We start from the raw sequence: 18,935 nt of genomic DNA, 5'->3' as shown, positions 1-18,935 counted from the left end.
TGCTCCATTCGGCCTCAGGACGCTTCCGCCACCGGACGAAAACGCGCGAAATCCCAGTTGCGCCCCGGCGCCGCGTCGATGAGCGCGCGGGTGTAATCGGTGCGGGGGGCGCCCAGAACCTCGGCGGCGGGGCCGTATTCGACCACCTCGCCCTTTTGCATCACCATCACATCGTCGCAAATCTGCGCCGCGACCCGGAGATCATGCGTGATGAACAGAAGGCCGACGCCGAGACGCTCCTGGATTTCCGCGAGGAGGTCCAGCACCTGCGCCTGAACGGACACGTCGAGCGCGGAGACCGCCTCGTCGGCGACCAGAAGATCCGGATCCATCGCCAGCGCCCGCGCGATGGCGATGCGCTGGCGCTGCCCGCCGGAAAATTGATGCGGGAACCGGTCCACCGCGCTGGCCGGCAGGCCGACAAGCTCCAGCAGCTCGCGCGCGCGCGCCATCGCCTCGCGCCGCGGCACGCCGAAATTCGTCGGCCCCTCAGTGATCGACTCGCCGATTTCGATCCGCGGGTTGAGGGAGCGGAACGGGTCCTGAAACACGATCTGCACCCGTTTCCGATGCGGCTTCAGCGCCTTCTGGCCGAGGGTCGCGATTTCTTCGCCCGAGATCAGGATGGAGCCTTCCGTGGGGTCGATCAGCCGGACGATGCAGCGCGCCACGGTGGACTTGCCGGAGCCGGACTCGCCGACGATGCCGAGCGTTCGGCCCTGCCGGAGCAAGAGATCGACGCCCTTCGCCGCCACAACCTCGCGGCCCTTCCCGCGCCAGCCGAGCTCGCCATAGGTCTTGCCGAGGCCCTTCGTCTCCAGCACGACGGGCGCGTCCACGCCCTCCGCCGGGCGCGGCGCGCGCGGCGTGAGGCTCGGCACCGCCTGCAGAAGCTGGCGGCTGTACTCGGTGCGCGGGTCGCGCAGAAGCTCTTCGACCGGGCGGGTCTCCTGCACTTCGCCGAGGCGCAGGACCGTCACATTGTCGGCGATCTCGGCGACGACGCCCATGTCATGAGTGATGAAGAGAACCGCGGCGCCCGTGGTTTCCCGCAATTCGCGGATCAGCGCGAGGATCTGTTTTTGCGTCGTCACATCGAGCGCGGTCGTCGGCTCGTCGGCGATCAGAAGCTGCGGCCGCAGGATGAGCGCCATCGCGATCATGATCCGCTGGCGCTGCCCGCCCGAGAGCTGATGCGGAAAACTGCCATAGAGGCTCTCGGGGGAGGGAAGATGCACCTCCTCCATCATCTCGATCACCCGGCGCCGGGCGGCGCCGCGGTCCAGCTTGGTGTGCGCTTCGAGCACCTCGGCGATCTGCTCGCCAACGCGATGCACCGGGTTCAGAGCCGTCATCGGCTCCTGAAAGATCATCGACATCGCGTTCGCGCGGAGGCTGCGCAGCCGCGATGACGGCGCGGCCAGAAGATTTTCGCCCTTCAGCAGGATTTCGCCCGCCGTCGCCTTCAGCGCGCTCGGCAGAAGCCCCATGGTCGCCAGCGCCGTCAGGGATTTGCCGGAGCCGGATTCGCCGACCAGGCACATCGTCTCGCCCGGATGGATCGTGAGCGAGACGCCTTTCACCACCTCCGCCGAGGCGTCGCCGCCAAGCGCGATCCGGAGGTTGCGGATGTCGAGAAGCGGTTCGCTCATCGGTCGATCCCCCGTTTCGCCATTCGCGGATCCAGCGCGTCCCGAACCGCGTCGCCGACGAGGTTGATGGCGAGGATCGTGACCGAGACGAACAGCCCCGGCCAGAGGATGATGCCGGGGTTGATCTGAAAATAGACCCGCCCCTCGGCCATGATGTTGCCCCAGGACGGCGTCTCCGGGTTGATGCCGGCGCCGAGAAAGCTGAGAATCGCCTCCACCAGGATCGCCGCGGCGCAGATATAGGTGCCTTGAACGATCAGGGGCGCGATGGTGTTGGGCAGAAGATGCCGGACCAGAATCCGCCAGGTCGATGAGCCGGCGGCGATCGCCGCCTCGACATAGGGCTCCTCGCGCGCGGAGAGCACGACCGAGCGCACCAGGCGCACGACCCGCGGCACCTCGGGAATGGTGATCGCGACCAGGACGGTCCAGAGCGTCCCCCCCCAGAGCGCCACGATGGCGATCGCCAGAAGAATGCTCGGGATCGCCATCAACCCGTCGACGACCCGCATCACCACCGCGTCGAGGCGCTGGAAAAACCCGGCCGCCAGCCCGACGACGAGGCCAAGCGCCACCGCCGCCACCGCCGCGCCGAGCCCGACGACGAGGGAGATCCGCCCCCCATAGATCACGCGTGAGAGCAGATCGCGGCCAAAGGCGTCGGTGCCGATCAGAAACTCCGCGGAGGGCGGTTTCAATCTCTGCCCCGGACTGAGCCGAACAGGGTCATGCGGCGCGATCAGCGGCGCGAAGATCGCAACGAGGATGATCAGGAAGAGAATTGTCGAGGCGATGGCGACGATCTTGCTGGAGCCGAAGATTTTCAGGGCCTGCCTGAAAGCGGAAGGCCTCGCCGGCGCGGTGAAGACTGTATCGTCGCTCATGCGTAACGGATCCTCGGATCGAGAAAGACGTAGGAGATATCGATGAGCAGATTGATGACGACATAGACGAGGGAAGCCAGCAGGATCATCGCCTGAATGACCGGATAGTCGCGCGCCAGCACCGCGTCCACCGTCAGGCGCCCGAGCCCCGGCAGATTGAACACCGTCTCCGTGACGACGACGCCCGATATGATGAGCGCGAAACCGATCCCGATGATCGTGACGATCGGCACCGCGCAATTCCGGAGCGCATGCCGCATCAGCACGCGCTGGTCGCTCAGCCCTTTCGCGTGGGCGGTCCGCACGTAATCCTCGCCGAGGATCTCCAGCATCGACGTGCGGGTGATCCGCGCGATCAGCGCGATATAGAGCAAGGTCAGCGTCACCGTCGGCAGCGTGATCCGGGCCGCGAACGGGCCGACCCCCTCGAAGATCGATCTGAACCCCTGAACCGGAAACCAGTTCAGATCGAGCGAAAAGATCGAGATCAGGATATAGCCGATCACGAAGACCGGGACGGAGAAGCCCAGCACCGAGATCGCCATCACGACCCGGTCGATCAGCGTGCCTTGCTTCCACGCGGCGATAACGCCAAGCGGAACCGCGATGATGATCGAAAGCGTCATCGTGGTGAGCGCGAGGCTGATCGTCGGCTCCATCCGCCGGCCGATCATCTCCAGCACAGGCGTGTTGGAGAGGATCGAGGTGCCGAAATCGCCCTGGAGAAGATTTCCGATCCAGGTGAAGAACTGGACGTAGAGCGGGTCGTTCAGACCGAGATGCTGCCGGATTCGGTCAAGCTGTTCAGGGGTCGCCGCGTCGCCGGCGATGATCGCCGCCGGGTCGCCGGGCGTGAGCCGGAGCAACAGGAAGACGAAAACCGCGACAAGCGCCATCACCGGCACCGCGGCGAGGATCCGACCAAGAATATAGCGTGTCATGACGCGCCTTCGTTTTGAAAGGAGCGGTCGGCGTCATCCGGGCGCCGACCGCCATTTCAGATGGGCCTATTTCTTGGTGACGTTCCAGAAATAGGGCGTCGCAGGCCCTTCGACCACGCCGTCGAGCCGGGTCGACCAGGCGGACGGCTCGATATACTGGCCAAGCGGGACGTACATCACCTCGTCATAGGCGAGCGTCTGAAGCTTGGTCGCGATCTCCTTCTGCTCGGCGGGGTCCGTCGAGCGGGCGTAGGCGTCCCGAAGCTCTTCGGCCTCCGGCACGGTCGGCCAACCGAACCAGCCGCCATCGTTCGGGCCACGCCCGTTCACCATGTTGTTGTTGATCGGGTTGTTGATGTCCGCGCTGACCCAGTTGGTGAAGAACATGTTCCAGCCGCCTTCGGAGACCGGCGCCTGGCTGGCGCGCCGCCCGACCAGCGTCTGCCAGTCCATCGCCTGGAGATCGACGACGAAGCCCGCATCCCGCATCGCCTGCGCCGCGACCACCGGCTGCGTGCTGAGCGATCCGACATCGGTCGGATGCATGATCACGACCGGCGTGCCGTCATATCCGGCCTCCTTCAGAAGCGCGCGCGCGTGCTCCATGCCGGTCCCGTTCACGACCTCCTCGGACCCCACATCCGTCTCGAGCGGCGTTCCGCAGACGAACATCGCCCCGCAGAGCTGAAAGAGCTCGGGGTCGCCGATCTTCGCGTCCATGAAGTCCTGCTGGTTGAACGCCGCCATCGCCGCCTGCCTGATCAACTTGTTGTCCATCGGCGGATGGAGGAAGTTCGGCCGCATGATCGTCTGAAGGCCGAGCGCGTTCAGGTTCTTGACGACGAGTTCATCATTGCTCCGGAGAATCGGCAGCAGATCCGGCTTCGGATCCTCCCAGAAGTCGACCTCGCCGGATTGAAGCGCGCTGAGCGTGGTCTGGGCGTCGGGCATCACGACGAATTCGACGCGATCGACATTGACCACCTTGCCGCCCGCGGCCCAGCTCGGCGGTTCGTCGCGCGGGACGTAATCCTCGAATTTCTCGTAGACCGAAATCAGGCCGGGCTGAAACTCATCCGCGACGAAACGGAACGGGCCGGAGCCGATCTGCTCGGAGACCGCCTCGGTCGACGGGGTCTCCGCCATCCGCTTCGGCATGATGAACGGCACGATGGAGGATGGCTTGCCGAGGCTTTCAAGCACGAGCCCGTAGGGCTCCTTCAGCGTCATCACCATCACCTTGTCGCCGTCCGCCTTCATGTCGGCGACGAAATCCATCAGCTTCTGGCCCATGCCGTCGCGCTCGCCCCAGCGCTTGAGCGAGGCGATCACGTCTTCGGCGGTGACGGGCGCGCCGTCATGGAATTTCAGTCCGTCGCGAAGGGTGAACGTGTAGGTGAGCTTGTCCTCCGAGATCTCCCAGCTCGCCATCTGCGGCTGAACCTCGAAATTCGCGTCCGTCGCCACCAGCGTGTCGTAGATCATGTAGCCATGATCGCGCGTGATGTAGGCGGTGGTGATGATCGGGTCGAGCACCCGGAGCGCCGAATGGAGAACCGCCCGAATCGTTTGCGCCTCCGCAACCGTACCGAGCAGCATGGCGCCGACCGCGGCGGCGGCGGACACCCGCGCGGCCCGCCCCAGCGCGCCGCGCACCCCGCTCCGTGGGTTCAGTCTCGTGTGTTGAGTCATGTGAAGCTCTCTCTCTGTTGGATAGGCGATCCGGTCGCCCGAAGCCCAAGGCGCCGCATTCTTCCGCGTTTTCTTTACAAAGGATGGCCGCCCGACTTAAGCCTTGTCAACAAGTCTCGGGACCAATCCCGCAAAATCATGATAGCGGCAAAACTTCATCCGCGGAGGAGACGGCATGGCGGACGCGAAAACACCGGGGCCCGAAGCGCGCGCGGCGATCAGGAGCGCCGTCGAGGCGGGATTCGAGGCGCAGACCCGTTTTCTCGCGGACCTGGTCGCGATTCCCTCGCTCCGCGGCCAGGAATCCCCGGCGCAGGACATGATGGAGGCGGCGCTCCGCACCCGCGGCTACGCCGTCGACGCCTGGACCATCGACCCGGAGGAGCTGGCGCCCCTGCCCGGCTTCGGACCGGTCACGCATGATTTCTCCCGCGCGCGCACCGTCGTCGGCTCGTGGCGCCCTGACAGCGCGACCGGCAGATCGCTGATCCTTCAGGGCCATGTCGATGTGGTGCCGACGGGACCGCTGGAGATGTGGGCGACGCCGCCTTTCGAGCCCGTGATCAGGGATGGCTGGATGCATGGCCGCGGGGCCGGAGACATGAAATCCGGCCTGGTCGGCGCGCTCTTCGCGCTCGATGCGATCCGGGCGGCGGGCTACGCGCCTGCGGCCCCGGTGCATCTTCAATCCGTGATCGAGGAGGAGAGCACCGGGCTCGGCGCGCTCTCCGCCTGCCAGCGCGGGTATCGCGCCGACTGCGTGCTGATCCCGGAGCCGGGCGATCACTGCCTGACGCGGGCCCAGGTCGGCGTGCTCTGGTTCCGGCTCCGGGTTCGCGGGCGGCCCACCCATGTCGCGGTGGCGGGAACCGGCTCCAACGCCATCGTCGCCGCGATGCGGATGGTGGAGGCGCTGCAGGGCCTCGAGGCGGAATGGAACGCGCGCGCGAAGGCGCATCCGATCTACGCGAACGTCGAGCATCCGTTGAACTTCAACCCCGGCGTCATTTCCGGCGGCGACTGGCCGTCATCCGTTCCTGCGTGGTGCGACGTCGATTGCCGGATCGGCATTCTGCCCGGAACGAAGATCGAGGATGCGCAGGCCGAGATAGAGGCTTGCGTCGCGAAGGCGGCCTCCAGCCACCCGTTCCTGCGCGAGAACCCGCCGGAGGTCGTCTGGAACGGCTTTCTAGCGGAGGGATGGGTGCTGGAGAACGCCGAGGAGCCGGAGTCGGTGTTCGCCGACGCCTTCTCCACGGTCTTCGGCGCGCCGACGCCCGAGGAGCGGCTGATGACCGCGCTGACCGACACGCGTTTTTACGGACTCTACCACGGGATGCCGGCGCTCTGCTGGGGGCCGATCGCGGAAAACATCCATGGATTCGACGAGCGGGTCGATCTCGACTCGGTCAAACGTTCAACCGAGGTGATGGCGCTCTTCATCGCCTCCTGGTGCGGATTGGTGAAAGCATGACCTCCACTGCAAGATCTCCTCGCGTCGCCATCGGCGGCTTCCTTCACGAAACCAACACCTTTGCGCCGAGCCTCGCGACGCTTGAGAACTTCACCAAGGGCGGCGGCGCGGGCGGCGTGTTCGAAGGCGAGGACGCCGTCGCGGCGCTTCGCGGGGTGAACACGGGCTTCGCCGGCGCGATGGCGCATGGCGAGGCCGCCGGTTGGGAGGTGATCCCGACCCTCTGGGCCGCCGCCTCCCCCTCCGCGCATGTGACGGAAGAGGCGTTCGAGACGATCACCGGCAAACTTCTCGCGCGCATCAAGGCGGCGCTGCCGGTGGACGGGGTCTATCTCGACCTTCACGGCGCGATGGTGACGACGCATCACGACGACGGCGAAGGCGAGATCCTCGCGCGCGTCCGCGCGCTCGTCGGGCCGGACGTCCCGGTCGTCTCCAGTCTCGACCTCCACGGCAACGTCACGGCGCGCATGGTTGGCGAGGCGGATCTTCTGGTCTCCTATCGCACCTATCCGCATGTCGACATGAACGCCACCGGCGCCCGCGCCGCCCGGGCGCTCGGCCGGCTGATCGACGGCGCGGCGCGGCCTTCGAAGGCGTTCCGCCAGGCCCCCTATCTTCTGCCGATCGCCTGGCAGTGCACCGACATGGAGCCGGCGAAGGGGCTTTACGCGCACCTGGAGGCGCGCGAAGGCGACTGGCCGATGAGCCTCAACATGGGCTTTCCCGCCGCGGACTTCCCCGATTGCGGCGCGACCGTGACCGCCTATGGCGCCAACGCCGACGCGGACGCCGACGCGCTGATGGCGGCGGTCGAGGCGGCGGAGTCCCGCTTCACCGGCCGCGTCTTCAGCCCCGACGAGGCGGTGGCCGAGGCGATCCGCATCGCCCGGACCGCGCGTCGGCCGGTCGTGATCGCCGACAGCCAGGACAACCCCGGCGCCGGCGGCGACAGCGACACGATGGGCATGGTCCGCGCGCTCTGCGCGGCGGCGGCGGAAACGGCCCGCGCCCTGCCGGACGCGCCCGGCCCGGCCATCGGCTCGATCTTCGACCCCGCGGCGGCGGCGGCGGCGCATGAAGCCGGCGTCGGCGCCCGCATCCGGCTTCCGCTCGGCGCGAAATCCCGCATTCCGGGCGATTCGCCCTTTGAAGCGGAATTCGAGGTCGCGGCGCTTTCCGATGGCCGCTTCGTCTGCCCCGGCCCCTATCATGGCGGACAGGAGGTTCAGATGGGGCCATCGGCCTGTCTCGTGCTGGACGGCGTGCGCATCGTCGTCGTCTCCGCCAAGGCGCAGATGGCGGACCAGGCGATGTTCCGGCAGGTCGGGATCGAACCGACGGAGGCGGCGATCCTCTGCGTGAAGAGCTCGGTGCATTTCCGCGCCGATTTCGACCCGATCGCCGAGACGATCCTCACCGCCGCCGCGCCCGGGCCGATGCCGGTCAGCCCGGCCAGCCTGCCGTGGAAGCGGCTCCGCCCCGGGGTGCGGACCGCGCCTCTCGGCGAGGCCTACGCGCCCTGAGGGCCAGGAGGCGCGCTCTCACGCCTCTTCCGCGCGCGCGCCGAGCTCGACGCTGAGCTCGGCGGCGTGAATCAGGCTTTCTTCGCCAACCCGCAGCAGCCGCGCGCCGATCGCGCGCGCCGCAACCCCGTCGCCCGCTTCCGCGACAGATGCGAGGTCCGCCGCGATATCCGCCACTCCGGCGAGGCCGACCACGCATGAAACCGCGGCGATATCCGCCGCCGCCAGCGCGAGCGACGCGAGCATCTCCTTCGCGAGCAGCGCCTCGATGCGGCCGAAGCCTTCCGCCGCTTCGAACGCCGCGGTCTCGAACACCTCATCGAAAGCGGCCGCCCCGACTTCGGCGCGGAGCGCCGCGAGCGCGGCCCGGTCCACCCGGACCTCGACCGCGGGGGCCAGATGCCTCACGCCGCCCGGCCAGTTCGGGCCACGGCTCCGGGTGTTCTCGATCCGCATACGACGCGCCTTCCTCTTTTTCGAGAAAGCGTTATCGGCGCTAAATCTTAACTTAGCGTGATTCTCATGATCGCCTCGGTTGGCGCGCCGCCGCCGCAAATCAGGCCGCGCCGGTTCACCTCCCGGGGCGTCAGCCGCGCCGCGACGCGCGGATCCGCGGCGTCGAGCGCGCCGAGCGCCACAAGGATCCCCGTCATCGCGGATTCCGCCGCCGCCGTGTTTCCATCGTCGATCTTCAGGGCGACGCCAAGCCCGCGCTCAGGCAGGATCGCGATGAACGCGCCTTCGGCCCCGGTCTTCACCACGAGGCGCCCGCCGCCCGCCCGCATGAGGTCGGTGCAGGCGCGCCCTTCGCCAGCCACCTCGAACGGATGTTCCGCCATCGCCGAGCGCAGCCTGATCGCCGCCTCCCGCCGCGCGCCCTTCAGCGCCGTCTCCGCCGCCGCGATCCGCGCCATCGCCCGCGCCAGCCCGGTGAGCGACACCGCGAAATTCGGGGCCGAGCACCCGTCAATCGCATACCCGGAGAGGGCCTCGTCCGCGAGTTCGGCCGTCGCGGCGGCCACCGCTTTCTGAACCGCATGCCCGGGCGAGACATAATCGTTCAGCGGCGCGCCGAGATGCCGCGCCAGACAGAGAAAGCCCGAGTGTTTGCCGGAGCAGTTGTTGTGCAGTTGCGACGGCGCCTCGCCCGCGCGGATCATACGCTCCCGCGTCTCCTGATCTCCCGGCGCCTGCGCGCCGCAGAGCAGATCCGCCTCGCCCAACCCCATCTCGGCCAGCCACTCCGCGGCGAGGGCGGCGTGGGCGTCCGAGCCTTGGTGCGACGCGCAGGAAAAGGCCAGCCGCCGCGGCGAAAGGCGGGCCGCATCGGCGGCGCCGCTCTCCACCATCGGCAGCGCCTGCAGGATCTTGCACGAGGAGCGCGGCAGAAAGGCGGCGCCCACATCGCCAAGCGCCGCGACGAGCGCGCCATCGCGGCTCCGGCCGTCGACAATGGCGACGCGGCCGCGATGGACGCGCTCGATGAACCCGGCGCGCTCACGGGTCGCGAGGATCGGGTCGCTCATGTCAGGATCGGTCATCCGAAAGCTCCTCGTCAAATTCAGGGCCGGGCGGCCGAATCCATGATTTCGACACGCCGCGCCGGGCGGCGCCCGCACAGCGATCATCGAATGATCCAATCCGACGAAAAAAGCCAGCTTCGCGAAACGCCGCGCCGCCGCCAAGGGTGGCGCCGCCCCAGTATTTCAGCATAGTATCCCCATCGACCGGACGAACAAGAGAGGCGACAGGCCTCGGTCGGCAGTGAGGCGGAGAGTTGATATGGCGACAGAAAACTGGATGGGCCGCGCATACTGGATCGGCGCGGCGATGGCGATGCTGATGGCGCTGCTTGTCGTGACGCCGAACGCAAGCTTCGCGCAGGAGACGAATGAAAGCATCGGGGCGAAGCGCGACTGGAGCATCTTCAAACAGGGCTCCGCGGCCGACCGGCAATGCTGGGTGGTCTCGAAACCCGTGTCGTCGCGGGCGCTGCGCGGCGGCAAGCCGGTCTCGGTCAATCGGGGCGACATCTATCTGATGGTGGCGATCCGCCCCGGCTCGCAGGTCCTGAACGAGGTGTCGATGATCGGCGGCTATCCGTTCCGGAGCGGCAGTTCGGTGAAGATGGAGATCGGCTCCGACAAGTTCGAACTTTTCACCGAAGGCGAAGGCGCCTGGGCCGACAGCCCCGAAAGCGACGCCAAGATCGTGGCCGCCATGAAGCGCGGCGTCACCGCGAACGTCACCGGCGTCTCCACGCGCGGGACGACGACGATCGACCGGTTCTCGCTCAGCGGATTCACCGCCGCGCTGGACGAGGCGCGCGCGCTCTGCAAATGAGCGCGCTTTTGATGTAGGATGCGCGCCGCGTTCCATTGCGGCGCGCTTTTTTGTTCAAGGACAGAGATCAATGGCCGAGGCCGCCTTTCCCCCCATGCGAGCGATCACGCAGGATGCGCGCGTCCTGCCGCGCGTCGCGCCGAAAGGGCTGAAGCCGAATCTGATCGGCATGGACCGCGCCGCGCTGCGCGCCGCCGTCATCGAGGCCGGCGCGCCCGAGCGGCAGGCCAACATGCGCGTGGCGCAGATCTGGGGCTGGCTCTATCAGAAGGGCGCGGCCGACACGGCGGCGATGACCAGCCTCTCGAAGGGGTTCCGCGCCGCGCTGGCGGACCGGTTCCGCATCGCCCGCCCCGAAGTGGCGGAGCGCCAGATTTCCGAAGACGGCACGCGGAAATATCTCCTGAAGATCGACGGCGGCCATGAGGTCGAGGCGGTTTACATTCCGGAGGAGGACCGCGGCACCCTCTGCATCTCCTCCCAGGTCGGCTGCACGCTGAACTGCACGTTCTGCCATACCGGCACGCAGACCCTGGTGCGGAACCTGACGACCGCGGAGATCGTCGGCCAGATCCTGGTCTGCCGCGACGATCTCGGCGAATGGGCCGCCGCCGGAAAACCCATGGGCGAGAAGCGTCTTCTCTCCAATGTGGTGCTGATGGGCATGGGCGAGCCGCTCTACAACACCGACAATGTGCGCGACGCGATGCGGATCGCGATGGACAACGAGGGGCTCAGCCTCTCCCGCCGGCGCATCACGCTCTCCACATCCGGCGTGGTTCCCGAGATCATCCGGGCGGGCGAGGAGATCGGCTGCATGCTCGCCATCTCGCTCCATGCGACGACGAACGAGCTTCGCGACACGCTGGTGCCGATCAACCGGAAATGGAAGATCGAGGCGCTGCTCGACGCCTGCCGCGGCTGGCCGAAGCTCTCCAACGCCGAACGAATCACCTTCGAATACGTGATGCTGAAGGATGTGAACGATTCCGACGCCGACGCGCGCCGGCTGGTGAAGCTGATCGCCGGGATTCCGGCGAAAATCAACCTGATCCCCTTCAATCCCTGGCCCGGCGCCCCTTACGAGCGGTCCGACTGGGACCGGATCGAAGCCTTCGCGGAAATCGTCAATCGCGCCGGCTACGCCAGCCCCGTCCGCACGCCGCGCGGGCAGGACATCATGGCCGCCTGCGGGCAGCTCAAATCCGCGACCGAACGCGCAAGGAAAAGCCGCGCCGCGATCGCGGCGGAGGCCGCCAGCGCCTGAGCGGCGCCGCGGCTTTCCTCTGAACAAGAATCCGAACTCCCATGGGCGCGCCGATCGGCGCGCCCGCCTTGCAGACGGACTCTCCCATAGCTTGCGATGCATATTCGCATAGCGCGCTATTCGATACGTGGAGACGCTCATGAAGTTTCGGAAGGACCACGCCGCGAGCTATCTCGCCAATCACATGGCGCGCCTGTTCACGCGCGGCCTTCTGGCCAGAATCAAGCCGCTCGGCCTCGGCGTCGGCGCGTTGCCGGCGCTGCTGGAGCTTTGGGAGAAGGACGGGCTGACCCAGAAGGAGCTGGTCCTGCGCCTCGATATCGAGCAGGCGACGATGGCGAACACGCTTGGCCGGATGGAGCGCGACGGGCTCATCACCCGCGAACAGGATCTCGATGACGGGCGGGTGCGGCGCATCCGGCTCACGAACAGGGCGCGCGCCCTTCGCGCCCCCGCGCTCAAAGCCGTCAGAGAGCGGAACGCGGAAGCGCTCGCGGATCTCACCGAAGCGGAGCGGGAGGTCTTTCTCGATCTGATGCGAAGGACGATCGAAACGATGAAGCGCGGCGCCGACGGCTGACGGCGCCGCGTCGCTTCAGGGCGTCGCTCCGGTCAGCCGCGGCCGACGAAGGGCATGTTCGTCGCCATGATCGTCTGAAAGAGGACGTTGGTCTCCAACGGATATTCCGCCATCTGCGCGACGGCCGCGGCCACATGGTCCGGATCCATCACCGCCTCGGCCTTGATCGAGCCGTCGGCCTGCGGCACGCCGTCCACCATCCTCGCCGCCATCTCGGTCAGCGCGTTGCCGATATCGATCTGGCCGCAGGCGATGCCATGCTTGCGCCCGTCGAGCGAGAGCGACCTCGTCAACCCCGTGATCGCATGTTTCGTGACGGTGTAGGCGACGGAGCCGGGCCGCGGCGCATAGGCGCTGATCGAGCCGTTGTTGATGATCCGGCCGCCTTTCGGATCCTGCCGCTTCATCAGCGCGAACGCGGCGCGCGCGCAAAGCACCGAGCCGTTGAGATTGGCGTCGAGGACGCCATACCAGTCGTCCAGCGTCATCTCGTCGATATCGGCGACCGGGGAGCCGCGCCCGGCGTTGTTGAAAAGCAGGTCGAGCCGGCCGAACTCGGTCGCGACCTCGACGAAGATCCGCTCCACGTCATCGGCCTTCGCGATGTCGCCGGGGGCGACCAGCGCGCCTTCGCCGATCTCGGCCGCGGTTTCCTCCAGCGCGTCGCGCCGCCGACCGACCAGCGCCACGCGCCACCCCTTCGCCGCAAGCGCGCGCGCCGTCGCGCGGCCGATTCCGCTGCCCGCGCCGGTGATGAGCGCCGTTTTCGCCATGTGGTCTCTCCTATTTATCGCTTGTTTTTCACTGAAGTCCGCGCAGACCCTGACCCGCAAAGCGCGATCAGGCAAGGGGGCAACCTTCCGCCTCCGTCGCATCGAGCGCCTGAATCCGCCGCGCCTCGGCGCGATATTTCGGGAGCGACCAGATATCGATCAGGAAAGCGCCGTAAAGCCCGCGAACCAGCGTGACGAGCCAGACGATCGGAACCCGGAGCAGCGCCGGCGCCTGCAGGAGCCGCCACTCGATGGTCTCGGGCTTGCGCGAATACCAGACCGCCCAGCCTCCGGCCCGCACCGCCCGCCACATCAATCCCGCCCAGACCCAATTGAGGCCGAGGACCATCATCGCCTCGCGGAAGATCGCATCCGCCTTCTCGCGCTCGACCAGTTCGTGCTCGACCTCATAGAGCCAGTCATGAAGCGCCGCCGCGGCGAGATAGAGAGAATGGGTTTGCGGCACCAGGACCGTAAGCGGGAACGGGACGCTCGCGCCGTCGAACTCATAGCCCTTGCCGACGACATGGCGTTCGCCGGACCCGGGATGGCCGACATCGTAGCAAAAGGCGTCGTCGGTCACCCACTTCTGCGCGATCAGACCCGGCGGGGCCCCCTTGGCCCGCGTCTCCGCCCGGCGGCGGCGGCGCTCTTTCGATGAGAGCCCCTCGTAATTGCTCGCCGCCTGAAAACTGGCGCGCGTGATCGAAACGGGTTGGCGCTCCTCCGGCTCACTCATCGGCTTCCCACTCTCGTTGGCCGCGGATAAATGGCGCGCCGCCCGGAATACGCGGCGAAAGGTCGGAATTTACGGGTTTCGCGCGCACCGGATCGCCTCCATAAGTCAGGGTTGAAGATTCTCACAGCCTCCGAGGGAATGAAAGCGCTATGACCGAACTGCCCAAAACAATGCGTGTGGTCGAAATCTCTAAGCCGGGCGGGCCGGAAGTCCTTCTCCCCGCGACGCGCCCGCTGCCGGCGCCCGAGCCCGACCAGATCCTGATCCGGGTCGCCGCGGCGGGGGTGAACCGCCCCGACGTCTTCCAGCGCGCCGGCGCCTATCCGCCGCCGCCGGGCGCCTCCGATCTCCCCGGCCTCGAAGCGGCGGGCGAAATCGTCGCCATCGGGGCCGGAGTCACGCGCTGGCGGGTCGGCCAGCAGGTCTGCGCGCTCCTCGCCGGGGGCGGCTACGCCGAATACGCCGTCACCCACCAGGATCACGCGCTGCCCGTCCCGGCCGGCCTCTCGATGGAGGAGGCCGCCGCCTTGCCGGAGACGTTCTTCACCGTCTGGACCAACGTCTTCGACCGCGGCCGGCTCAGCGGCGGCGAGACGTTTCTCGTCCATGGCGGCTCGTCCGGCATCGGCACGACGGCGATCCAGCTCGCCGCCGCGTTCGGCGCGCGCGTCTTCACCACCGTCGGCGGCGCCGACAAGGCGAAGATCTGCCGCGACCTCGGCGCGGAGATCGCGGTCAACTACAAGGAGCAGGACTTCGTCGAGGTGCTGAAGGAGGCGACCGGCGGCCGCGGCGTCGACCTGACGCTCGACATGGTCGGCGGCGAGTACATCGCCCGGAACATGAAGCTCGCGGCGGATCAGGGCCGGATCGTGCAGATCGCCTTCCTCAAGGGCGCGGAGGTGAAGCTGAACTTCTCGCCCGTGATGCGAAAACGCCTGACGCTGACCGGCTCGACCCTCCGGCCGCGCTCCGACACCGAAAAGGCCGCGATCGCGGCCAGCCTCCTCTCGAAGGTCTGGCCGCTGATCGAGGCCGGCCGGGTGAAGCCGGTGATGGCCGCCCGCTTCCCGCTGGAGGAGGCCGCCGCCGCCCATCGCCTGATGGAAGGCTCGACCCATATCGGCAAGATCGTTCTGACGGCCTGAAGCTTCATCCCTCAAGTGGGCGGCGCTCAGCCGCCCATGGTCAGGACCACCTTGCCCATCGCCCGCCGCTTGGCGAGGTCGTCATAGCCCTTGACGAAATCCTCCAGAGGATAGGAGGCGGAGATCCGCGGGCGGATCTTGCCCTCGGAGAAGAGCTGCAGGTATTCAGCCACGTTCTGACGGTGCTTCTCCGGGTTCCTCGCCACCCATTGGCCCCAGAACACGCCGCGAATATCGGCTGATTTCAGGAGCGCGAGATTGAGCGGCAGGCGAGGAATCTCGCCGCCCGCGAATCCGACCACAAGGTACCGCCCCTCCCAGCCGAGCGCGCGGAACGCCGGCTCCGCCAGCTTGTCGCCGACCGGGTCGTAAACCACGTCGACGCCGCCATCCGAAAGCTCGCGCACCTTCGTCTTGATGTCTTCTTTCGCATAATTGACGCACATATCGGCGCCGTGCGCCTTCGCGACCTCCAGCTTCTCCTCGGAGCTCGCGCCGGCGATCACCGTCGCGCCCATCGCCTTGCCGAGCTCCACCGCCGCGAGACCGACCCCGCCCGCGGCGCCGAGAACGAAGAGAGTCTCCCCCGGCTTCAACCGAGCCCGATCCTTCAGCGCGTGGTAGGATGTCCCGTAGACGAGATTGATCGCCGAGCCCTGCTCGAAGCTCATGTTGTCGGGAATGTGGAACACCTTCTCGGCGGGCGCGACCACCTCTTCCGCGAACCCGCCGTAACCGGAGCCGTAGAACACCCGGTCGCCGATGGAGAAGCCTTCGACGCCCTCGCCGACCTCCGTCACCACGCCAGCGCATTCGGCGCCGGGCGAGAACGGAAATTCCGGTTTTATCTGGTATTTGCCCTCGACGATCAGGATATCGGGAAAATTCATCCCCGCGGCCTTAACCGCGATCCGGACATGGCCGGGCTTCATCGCGGGGGCTGGAACGTCCTTCACCTCATGGCTGGCGTAGGGCCCGAAGGCGGCGCAGATCAGAGCTCTCATCATGGTTCCTCTCTTGTGCGGGATTCGCGGCAGAAAGCCTGACCGCGGCCGCTTTGGCAAGCGCTGTCGGGCGTTCGCGGCCGGGGCGCGCGCGCGGCCCGTCATATCGGCGCGGGCGCCCGGGCGGGCTCGATTTCGCCGTGCGGCGGTGCTAAATCATGTTGATGACGCGCATCGCTCTCCTCCTGCTTCTCCCCGTTCTCGCGCTCGCGGCCTGCGCCGCGACGACCGCGACGCTCACGCCGGCGCAATGCGCCGCGAACTGGCGCGCGGTCGGCTACGAGGACGGCCTCGATGGCGCGGATTTTTCTCGGCTGGCGGCGTATCGCGAGGCGTGCGCGCGCGGCGGCGCGGCGCTCAGCAAAGCGGACGAGGCCGCCTGGACCGAAGGCTGGACCGCCGCGGGCGGCGCGCAGCCCGCCTACGAGCCTCGGGACGATGAGTATCGGCGGACCGGCGGCTATCCCCGGATTTACCCGCAGATCGGCGTCGGCGTCGGCAACCACGGCGTCAGCGTGGGCGGCGGGGTCGGAATCGGGCTCGGCTCCTTCGGCCTCGGCTTTTATCACTGACGCGCATCTCTGACCTGACGAGCCCGAAGGAGCCGCACCCATGACCCCCACTTTCGCAGACGCGCGAGCCGACGCGCCCGCCACGCCGCTCCATCTGATCGAACGCGCGGCGGCGCCGGCGGCGCTCGACGCGATGCCCGGCGCGGAGGCCGCCTGGGCGCGGCTTCAGGGGTTTTCCGGCGAGCTTGGCGAGACCGTGCTGATTCCCGATGACGACGGCGGGCTGAAATCCGCGCTTTTCGGCTGGGGCGACGCCCGCGCCCGCGCCGCGAAGCGGTTCGCGATCGGGGGCTTCGCCGCGAAGGCGCCGGAGGGCGTCTACAGTCTCGAAGGCGCGCTGACGGCGGAGGAAGCCGATGAGGCCGCGCTCGGCTGGCTCCTCTCCGCCTATCGGTTCGGCCGCTACAAGAGCGCGCCGGCGCAGAAGGCGCGGCTGATCCCTCCGGCGGGGGTCGACGCCGCGCGCATCATCGCCATCGCGGAGGGCGCGTGGCTCGCGCGCGATCTCATCAACACGCCGGCCGGCGACATGGGGCCGGCGGCGCTGGCGGAAGCGGCGCGCACGCTCGCCGAGCGCCATGGCGCCTCGATCGAGGTGACGGTGGGCGACGCCCTTCTCGACGCGAATTTTCCGATGATCCACGCCGTCGGCCGGGCCGCGGCGGAGGCGCCGCGCCTGATCGACATCGGATGGGGCGACCCGGCGCATCCGAAGGTCACCCTCGTCGGCAAGGGCGTCTGCTTCGACACCGGCGGGCTCGACCTGAAACCCGCCGCCGGCATGCGCTGGATGAAAAAGGACATGGGCGGCGCGGCGAACACGCTCGCGCTCGCGCACATGATCATGGCGCGCGGGCTGAAGGTGCGGCTGAGGGTCCTGATTCCCGCGGTCGAGAATTCGATCTCCGCCGCCTCGTTCCGGCCGGGGGACGTGCTGACCTCCCGCCTCGGCCTCACGGTCGAGATCGGCAACACGGACGCCGAGGGCCGGCTCGTGCTGGCGGACGCGCTGGCGCTCGCCTCTGAAGAGGCGCCCGCGCTTCTTTTCGACATCGCGACCCTGACCGGCGCGGCGCGGGTCGCCACCGGGCTGGACCTGCCGCCCTATTTCACCGACGACGCCGCCCTCGCCGCCGGTCTGGAGCGGGCCTCCGCGCAGGCGCGCGATCCGATCTGGCGTCTGCCGCTTTACGACCCTTACGACGAGGCCCTGAAATCGCCGATCGCGGATATCGACAACGCGCCAAGCGGCGGGTTCGGCGGCGCGATCACGGCCGCGCTTTTCCTCCGCCGCTTCGTCGGCGCCGGGATTCCATGGGCGCATTTCGACATTCACGGTTTCACCAACACCGCCGCGCCCGGACGCCCCAAAGGGGGCGAATGCATGGCCGCGCGCGCGCTTTTCGCGCTTCTGGAGGCCCGATATGGCTGACGATCCTTTTCAGGGCGATCCGCGGATCACCCCGATCCGGCCCGATCTCGCGCCGCTGGAAATGCGCGGCGTGGTGGAGGCCGCGACCTACGCCTCCGGCCAGCCGATGCGCGTCTCGGTCCCGATCGCGCCGCTGAGCGCGGCGCCCGATGCGGAGTCGGAGCAGGTCAGCCAGATGCTTTTCGGCGAAGACTTCACCGCCTACGAGATCGAGCGCGGCTGGGCCTGGGGGCAGGCGTCGCTCGACGGATATGTCGGTTACGTCCCCGAAGCCGACCTGATGCCCGAGCCGGCCTCGAAGCCGACGCATCGCGTCGCCGCGTTGCAGGCGCTGATCTTTCCCGAGCCGGACGTGAAAGCGCGCCCGATCGGCGCGGTGCCGTTCGGCGCCCGGATGACGGTGAAGGCGGACAATGGCGGCGCGTTTCTCGCGCTCGATCCCGGCGGATACGCGGCGAAGGTCGCGCTGAAGCCGCTCGGCGCGCGCGATTCGCTCTGGGTGGCGACGGCGGAGCGGTTCATCGGCGTCCCTTATCTCTGGGGCGGACGCTCCGCGGCCGGGCTCGATTGCTCCGGCCTCGTGCAGACGGCGCTTCACGCCGCGGGAATCGAATGCCCGCGCGACAGCGACATGCAGATGGCCGCGCTCGGGCGCGGCGTTTCGCCGAAAACGCTGAAGCGCGGCGATCTCGTCTTCTGGCGCGGCCATGTCGGGGTGATGGCGTCTCCCACCATGCTGCTGCACGCCAACGCCCACCACATGGCGGTGACGGCGGAGCCGTACGAGACCGCCCGCGCCCGCATCGCGGCGGGTGAGGACGGCGAGATCCTCGGCGTCCGCCGATTGACGCTTTGACCAGCGCGGCGCCGGTCGATCCGACAGTTGGATCGCGGCGCCCGCTACGCTA

General features: G+C 68.0%; 18 protein-coding genes. 9 read left to right on the top strand and 9 right to left on the bottom strand.

Features of this window, described 5'->3' with window-relative positions; translation table 11 throughout:
• Positions 1-14: 14 nt before the first annotated feature.
• The 4 genes from WG921_RS05030 to WG921_RS05015 form a co-directional block, all read right to left on the bottom strand.
• Positions 15-1,652 (bottom strand): ABC transporter ATP-binding protein, encoded by a 1,638-nt coding sequence (locus WG921_RS05030; protein ID WP_340108125.1) that lies wholly within the window; start codon positions 1,650-1,652, stop codon positions 15-17.
• Complete coding sequence (locus tag WG921_RS05025; RefSeq protein ID WP_340108124.1) at positions 1,649-2,536, bottom strand: ABC transporter permease; 888 nt, start codon at positions 2,534-2,536, stop codon at positions 1,649-1,651. The genes WG921_RS05030 and WG921_RS05025 overlap by 4 nt, the downstream gene beginning before the upstream one ends.
• Positions 2,533-3,477, bottom strand: a complete 945-nt coding sequence (locus tag WG921_RS05020; RefSeq protein WP_340108123.1) for an ABC transporter permease — start codon at positions 3,475-3,477, stop codon at positions 2,533-2,535. Before WG921_RS05020 ends, WG921_RS05025 begins: the two co-directional genes overlap by 4 nt.
• A 66-nt stretch (positions 3,478-3,543) precedes the next feature.
• Positions 3,544-5,169 carry an ABC transporter substrate-binding protein gene (locus tag WG921_RS05015; protein WP_340108122.1) on the bottom strand — a complete coding sequence of 542 codons (1,626 nt, stop codon included), beginning with the start codon at positions 5,167-5,169 and terminating at the stop codon, positions 3,544-3,546.
• 175 nt (positions 5,170-5,344) lie between these two features.
• Here WG921_RS05015 and WG921_RS05010 point away from each other — a divergent pair, with 175 nt between their 5' ends.
• Together WG921_RS05010 and WG921_RS05005 are read left to right on the top strand one after the other, a co-directional pair.
• Complete coding sequence (locus WG921_RS05010) at positions 5,345-6,643, top strand: ArgE/DapE family deacylase (RefSeq protein WP_340108121.1); 1,299 nt, start codon at positions 5,345-5,347, stop codon at positions 6,641-6,643.
• Positions 6,640-8,169 carry a M81 family metallopeptidase gene (locus WG921_RS05005; protein ID WP_340108120.1) on the top strand — a complete coding sequence of 510 codons (1,530 nt, stop codon included), beginning with the start codon at positions 6,640-6,642 and terminating at the stop codon, positions 8,167-8,169. Before WG921_RS05010 ends, WG921_RS05005 begins: the two co-directional genes overlap by 4 nt.
• 18 nt (positions 8,170-8,187) lie before the next feature.
• Here WG921_RS05005 and WG921_RS05000 read toward each other — a convergent pair whose 3' ends face one another.
• Both WG921_RS05000 and WG921_RS04995 read right to left on the bottom strand, forming a co-directional pair.
• On the bottom strand, positions 8,188-8,625 hold the full coding sequence (locus WG921_RS05000) for a hypothetical protein (protein WP_340108119.1): 438 nt from the start codon (positions 8,623-8,625) through the stop codon (positions 8,188-8,190).
• A 47-nt stretch (positions 8,626-8,672) separates the two neighbouring features.
• A complete protein-coding gene (locus tag WG921_RS04995) occupies positions 8,673-9,695 on the bottom strand; it encodes an asparaginase (protein WP_413788565.1) in 1,023 nt (340 codons plus the stop codon).
• Positions 9,696-9,951: 256 nt separating this feature from the next.
• On the opposite strand from WG921_RS04995, the gene WG921_RS04990 reads away from it, so the two are divergent.
• The 3 genes from WG921_RS04990 to WG921_RS04980 all read left to right on the top strand — a co-directional run bounded on the left by WG921_RS04990 (position 9,952) and on the right by WG921_RS04980 (position 12,359).
• On the top strand, positions 9,952-10,512 hold the full coding sequence (locus tag WG921_RS04990; RefSeq protein WP_340108117.1) for an invasion associated locus B family protein: 561 nt from the start codon (positions 9,952-9,954) through the stop codon (positions 10,510-10,512).
• Between the two features lie 70 nt (positions 10,513-10,582).
• Entirely contained in the window at positions 10,583-11,779 is a 1,197-nt protein-coding gene (gene rlmN / locus WG921_RS04985; protein ID WP_413788556.1) for a dual-specificity RNA methyltransferase RlmN, read from the top strand.
• A gap of 139 nt (positions 11,780-11,918) precedes the next feature.
• Positions 11,919-12,359, top strand: a complete 441-nt coding sequence (locus tag WG921_RS04980; protein WP_340108116.1) for a MarR family winged helix-turn-helix transcriptional regulator — start codon at positions 11,919-11,921, stop codon at positions 12,357-12,359.
• A 32-nt stretch (positions 12,360-12,391) separates the two neighbouring features.
• Here WG921_RS04980 and WG921_RS04975 read toward each other — a convergent pair whose 3' ends face one another.
• The gene (locus WG921_RS04975) at positions 12,392-13,132 is read right to left on the bottom strand and encodes an SDR family oxidoreductase (protein WP_340108115.1); all 741 of its coding nucleotides are present in this window, start codon (positions 13,130-13,132) and stop codon (positions 12,392-12,394) included.
• Between the two features lie 67 nt (positions 13,133-13,199).
• Complete coding sequence (locus WG921_RS04970) at positions 13,200-13,871, bottom strand: DUF1353 domain-containing protein (RefSeq protein ID WP_340108114.1); 672 nt, start codon at positions 13,869-13,871, stop codon at positions 13,200-13,202.
• Positions 13,872-14,020: 149 nt separating this feature from the next.
• On the opposite strand from WG921_RS04970, the gene WG921_RS04965 reads away from it, so the two are divergent.
• The gene (locus WG921_RS04965; protein WP_340108113.1) at positions 14,021-15,019 is read left to right on the top strand and encodes an NAD(P)H-quinone oxidoreductase; all 999 of its coding nucleotides are present in this window, start codon (positions 14,021-14,023) and stop codon (positions 15,017-15,019) included.
• Between the two features lie 26 nt (positions 15,020-15,045).
• Here WG921_RS04965 and WG921_RS04960 read toward each other — a convergent pair whose 3' ends face one another.
• Positions 15,046-16,026 (bottom strand): NADPH:quinone oxidoreductase family protein, encoded by a 981-nt coding sequence (locus WG921_RS04960; RefSeq protein WP_340108112.1) that lies wholly within the window; start codon positions 16,024-16,026, stop codon positions 15,046-15,048.
• 155 nt (positions 16,027-16,181) lie between these two features.
• Between WG921_RS04960 and WG921_RS04955 the strand changes: the two genes are divergently transcribed.
• From WG921_RS04955 to WG921_RS04945, 3 genes are read left to right on the top strand one after another with little or no spacing between them, the layout of a single operon-like run.
• Complete coding sequence (locus WG921_RS04955) at positions 16,182-16,595, top strand: DUF2799 domain-containing protein (RefSeq protein WP_340108111.1); 414 nt, start codon at positions 16,182-16,184, stop codon at positions 16,593-16,595.
• 40 nt (positions 16,596-16,635) lie between these two features.
• A complete protein-coding gene (locus WG921_RS04950; protein WP_340108110.1) occupies positions 16,636-18,027 on the top strand; it encodes a leucyl aminopeptidase family protein in 1,392 nt (463 codons plus the stop codon).
• Complete coding sequence (locus tag WG921_RS04945; RefSeq protein ID WP_340108109.1) at positions 18,020-18,883, top strand: C40 family peptidase; 864 nt, start codon at positions 18,020-18,022, stop codon at positions 18,881-18,883. Before WG921_RS04950 ends, WG921_RS04945 begins: the two co-directional genes overlap by 8 nt.
• Positions 18,884-18,935 lie beyond the last annotated feature (52 nt).

This window comes from Paludibacillus litoralis, from assembly GCF_037646705.1.
Classification (GTDB): Bacteria; Pseudomonadota; Alphaproteobacteria; order Rhodobacterales; family Rhodobacteraceae; genus Pikeienuella; species Pikeienuella litoralis.
Note: the sequence above shows the minus strand (reverse complement) of the source record. Positions and strands in the feature narration are given on the sequence as shown.

Excerpts from the sequence above, each read along its gene's own strand:
- WG921_RS04970 (WP_340108114.1), bottom strand. The coding sequence starts at position 13,871 with ATGAGTGAGCCGGAGGAGCGCCAACCCGTTTCGATCACGCGCGCCAGT.
- WG921_RS04975 (WP_340108115.1), bottom strand. The coding sequence starts at position 13,132 with ATGGCGAAAACGGCGCTCATCACCGGCGCGGGCAGCGGAATCGGCCGC.
- WG921_RS04950 (WP_340108110.1), top strand. The coding sequence starts at position 16,636 with ATGACCCCCACTTTCGCAGACGCGCGAGCCGACGCGCCCGCCACGCCG.
- WG921_RS04965 (WP_340108113.1), top strand. The coding sequence starts at position 14,021 with ATGACCGAACTGCCCAAAACAATGCGTGTGGTCGAAATCTCTAAGCCG.
- WG921_RS05015 (WP_340108122.1), bottom strand. The coding sequence starts at position 5,169 with ATGACTCAACACACGAGACTGAACCCACGGAGCGGGGTGCGCGGCGCG.
- WG921_RS04955 (WP_340108111.1), top strand. The coding sequence starts at position 16,182 with ATGTTGATGACGCGCATCGCTCTCCTCCTGCTTCTCCCCGTTCTCGCG.
- WG921_RS05025 (WP_340108124.1), bottom strand. The coding sequence starts at position 2,536 with ATGAGCGACGATACAGTCTTCACCGCGCCGGCGAGGCCTTCCGCTTTC.
- WG921_RS04945 (WP_340108109.1), top strand. The coding sequence starts at position 18,020 with ATGGCTGACGATCCTTTTCAGGGCGATCCGCGGATCACCCCGATCCGG.
- WG921_RS05010 (WP_340108121.1), top strand. The coding sequence starts at position 5,345 with ATGGCGGACGCGAAAACACCGGGGCCCGAAGCGCGCGCGGCGATCAGG.
- WG921_RS05005 (WP_340108120.1), top strand. The coding sequence starts at position 6,640 with ATGACCTCCACTGCAAGATCTCCTCGCGTCGCCATCGGCGGCTTCCTT.
- WG921_RS04995 (WP_413788565.1), bottom strand. The coding sequence starts at position 9,695 with ATGAGCGACCCGATCCTCGCGACCCGTGAGCGCGCCGGGTTCATCGAG.
- WG921_RS05030 (WP_340108125.1), bottom strand. The coding sequence starts at position 1,652 with ATGAGCGAACCGCTTCTCGACATCCGCAACCTCCGGATCGCGCTTGGC.
- WG921_RS05000 (WP_340108119.1), bottom strand. The coding sequence starts at position 8,625 with ATGCGGATCGAGAACACCCGGAGCCGTGGCCCGAACTGGCCGGGCGGC.
- WG921_RS04990 (WP_340108117.1), top strand. The coding sequence starts at position 9,952 with ATGGCGACAGAAAACTGGATGGGCCGCGCATACTGGATCGGCGCGGCG.
- rlmN (WP_413788556.1), top strand. The coding sequence starts at position 10,583 with ATGGCCGAGGCCGCCTTTCCCCCCATGCGAGCGATCACGCAGGATGCG.
- WG921_RS04980 (WP_340108116.1), top strand. The coding sequence starts at position 11,919 with ATGAAGTTTCGGAAGGACCACGCCGCGAGCTATCTCGCCAATCACATG.
- WG921_RS05020 (WP_340108123.1), bottom strand. The coding sequence starts at position 3,477 with ATGACACGCTATATTCTTGGTCGGATCCTCGCCGCGGTGCCGGTGATG.
- WG921_RS04960 (WP_340108112.1), bottom strand. The coding sequence starts at position 16,026 with ATGATGAGAGCTCTGATCTGCGCCGCCTTCGGGCCCTACGCCAGCCAT.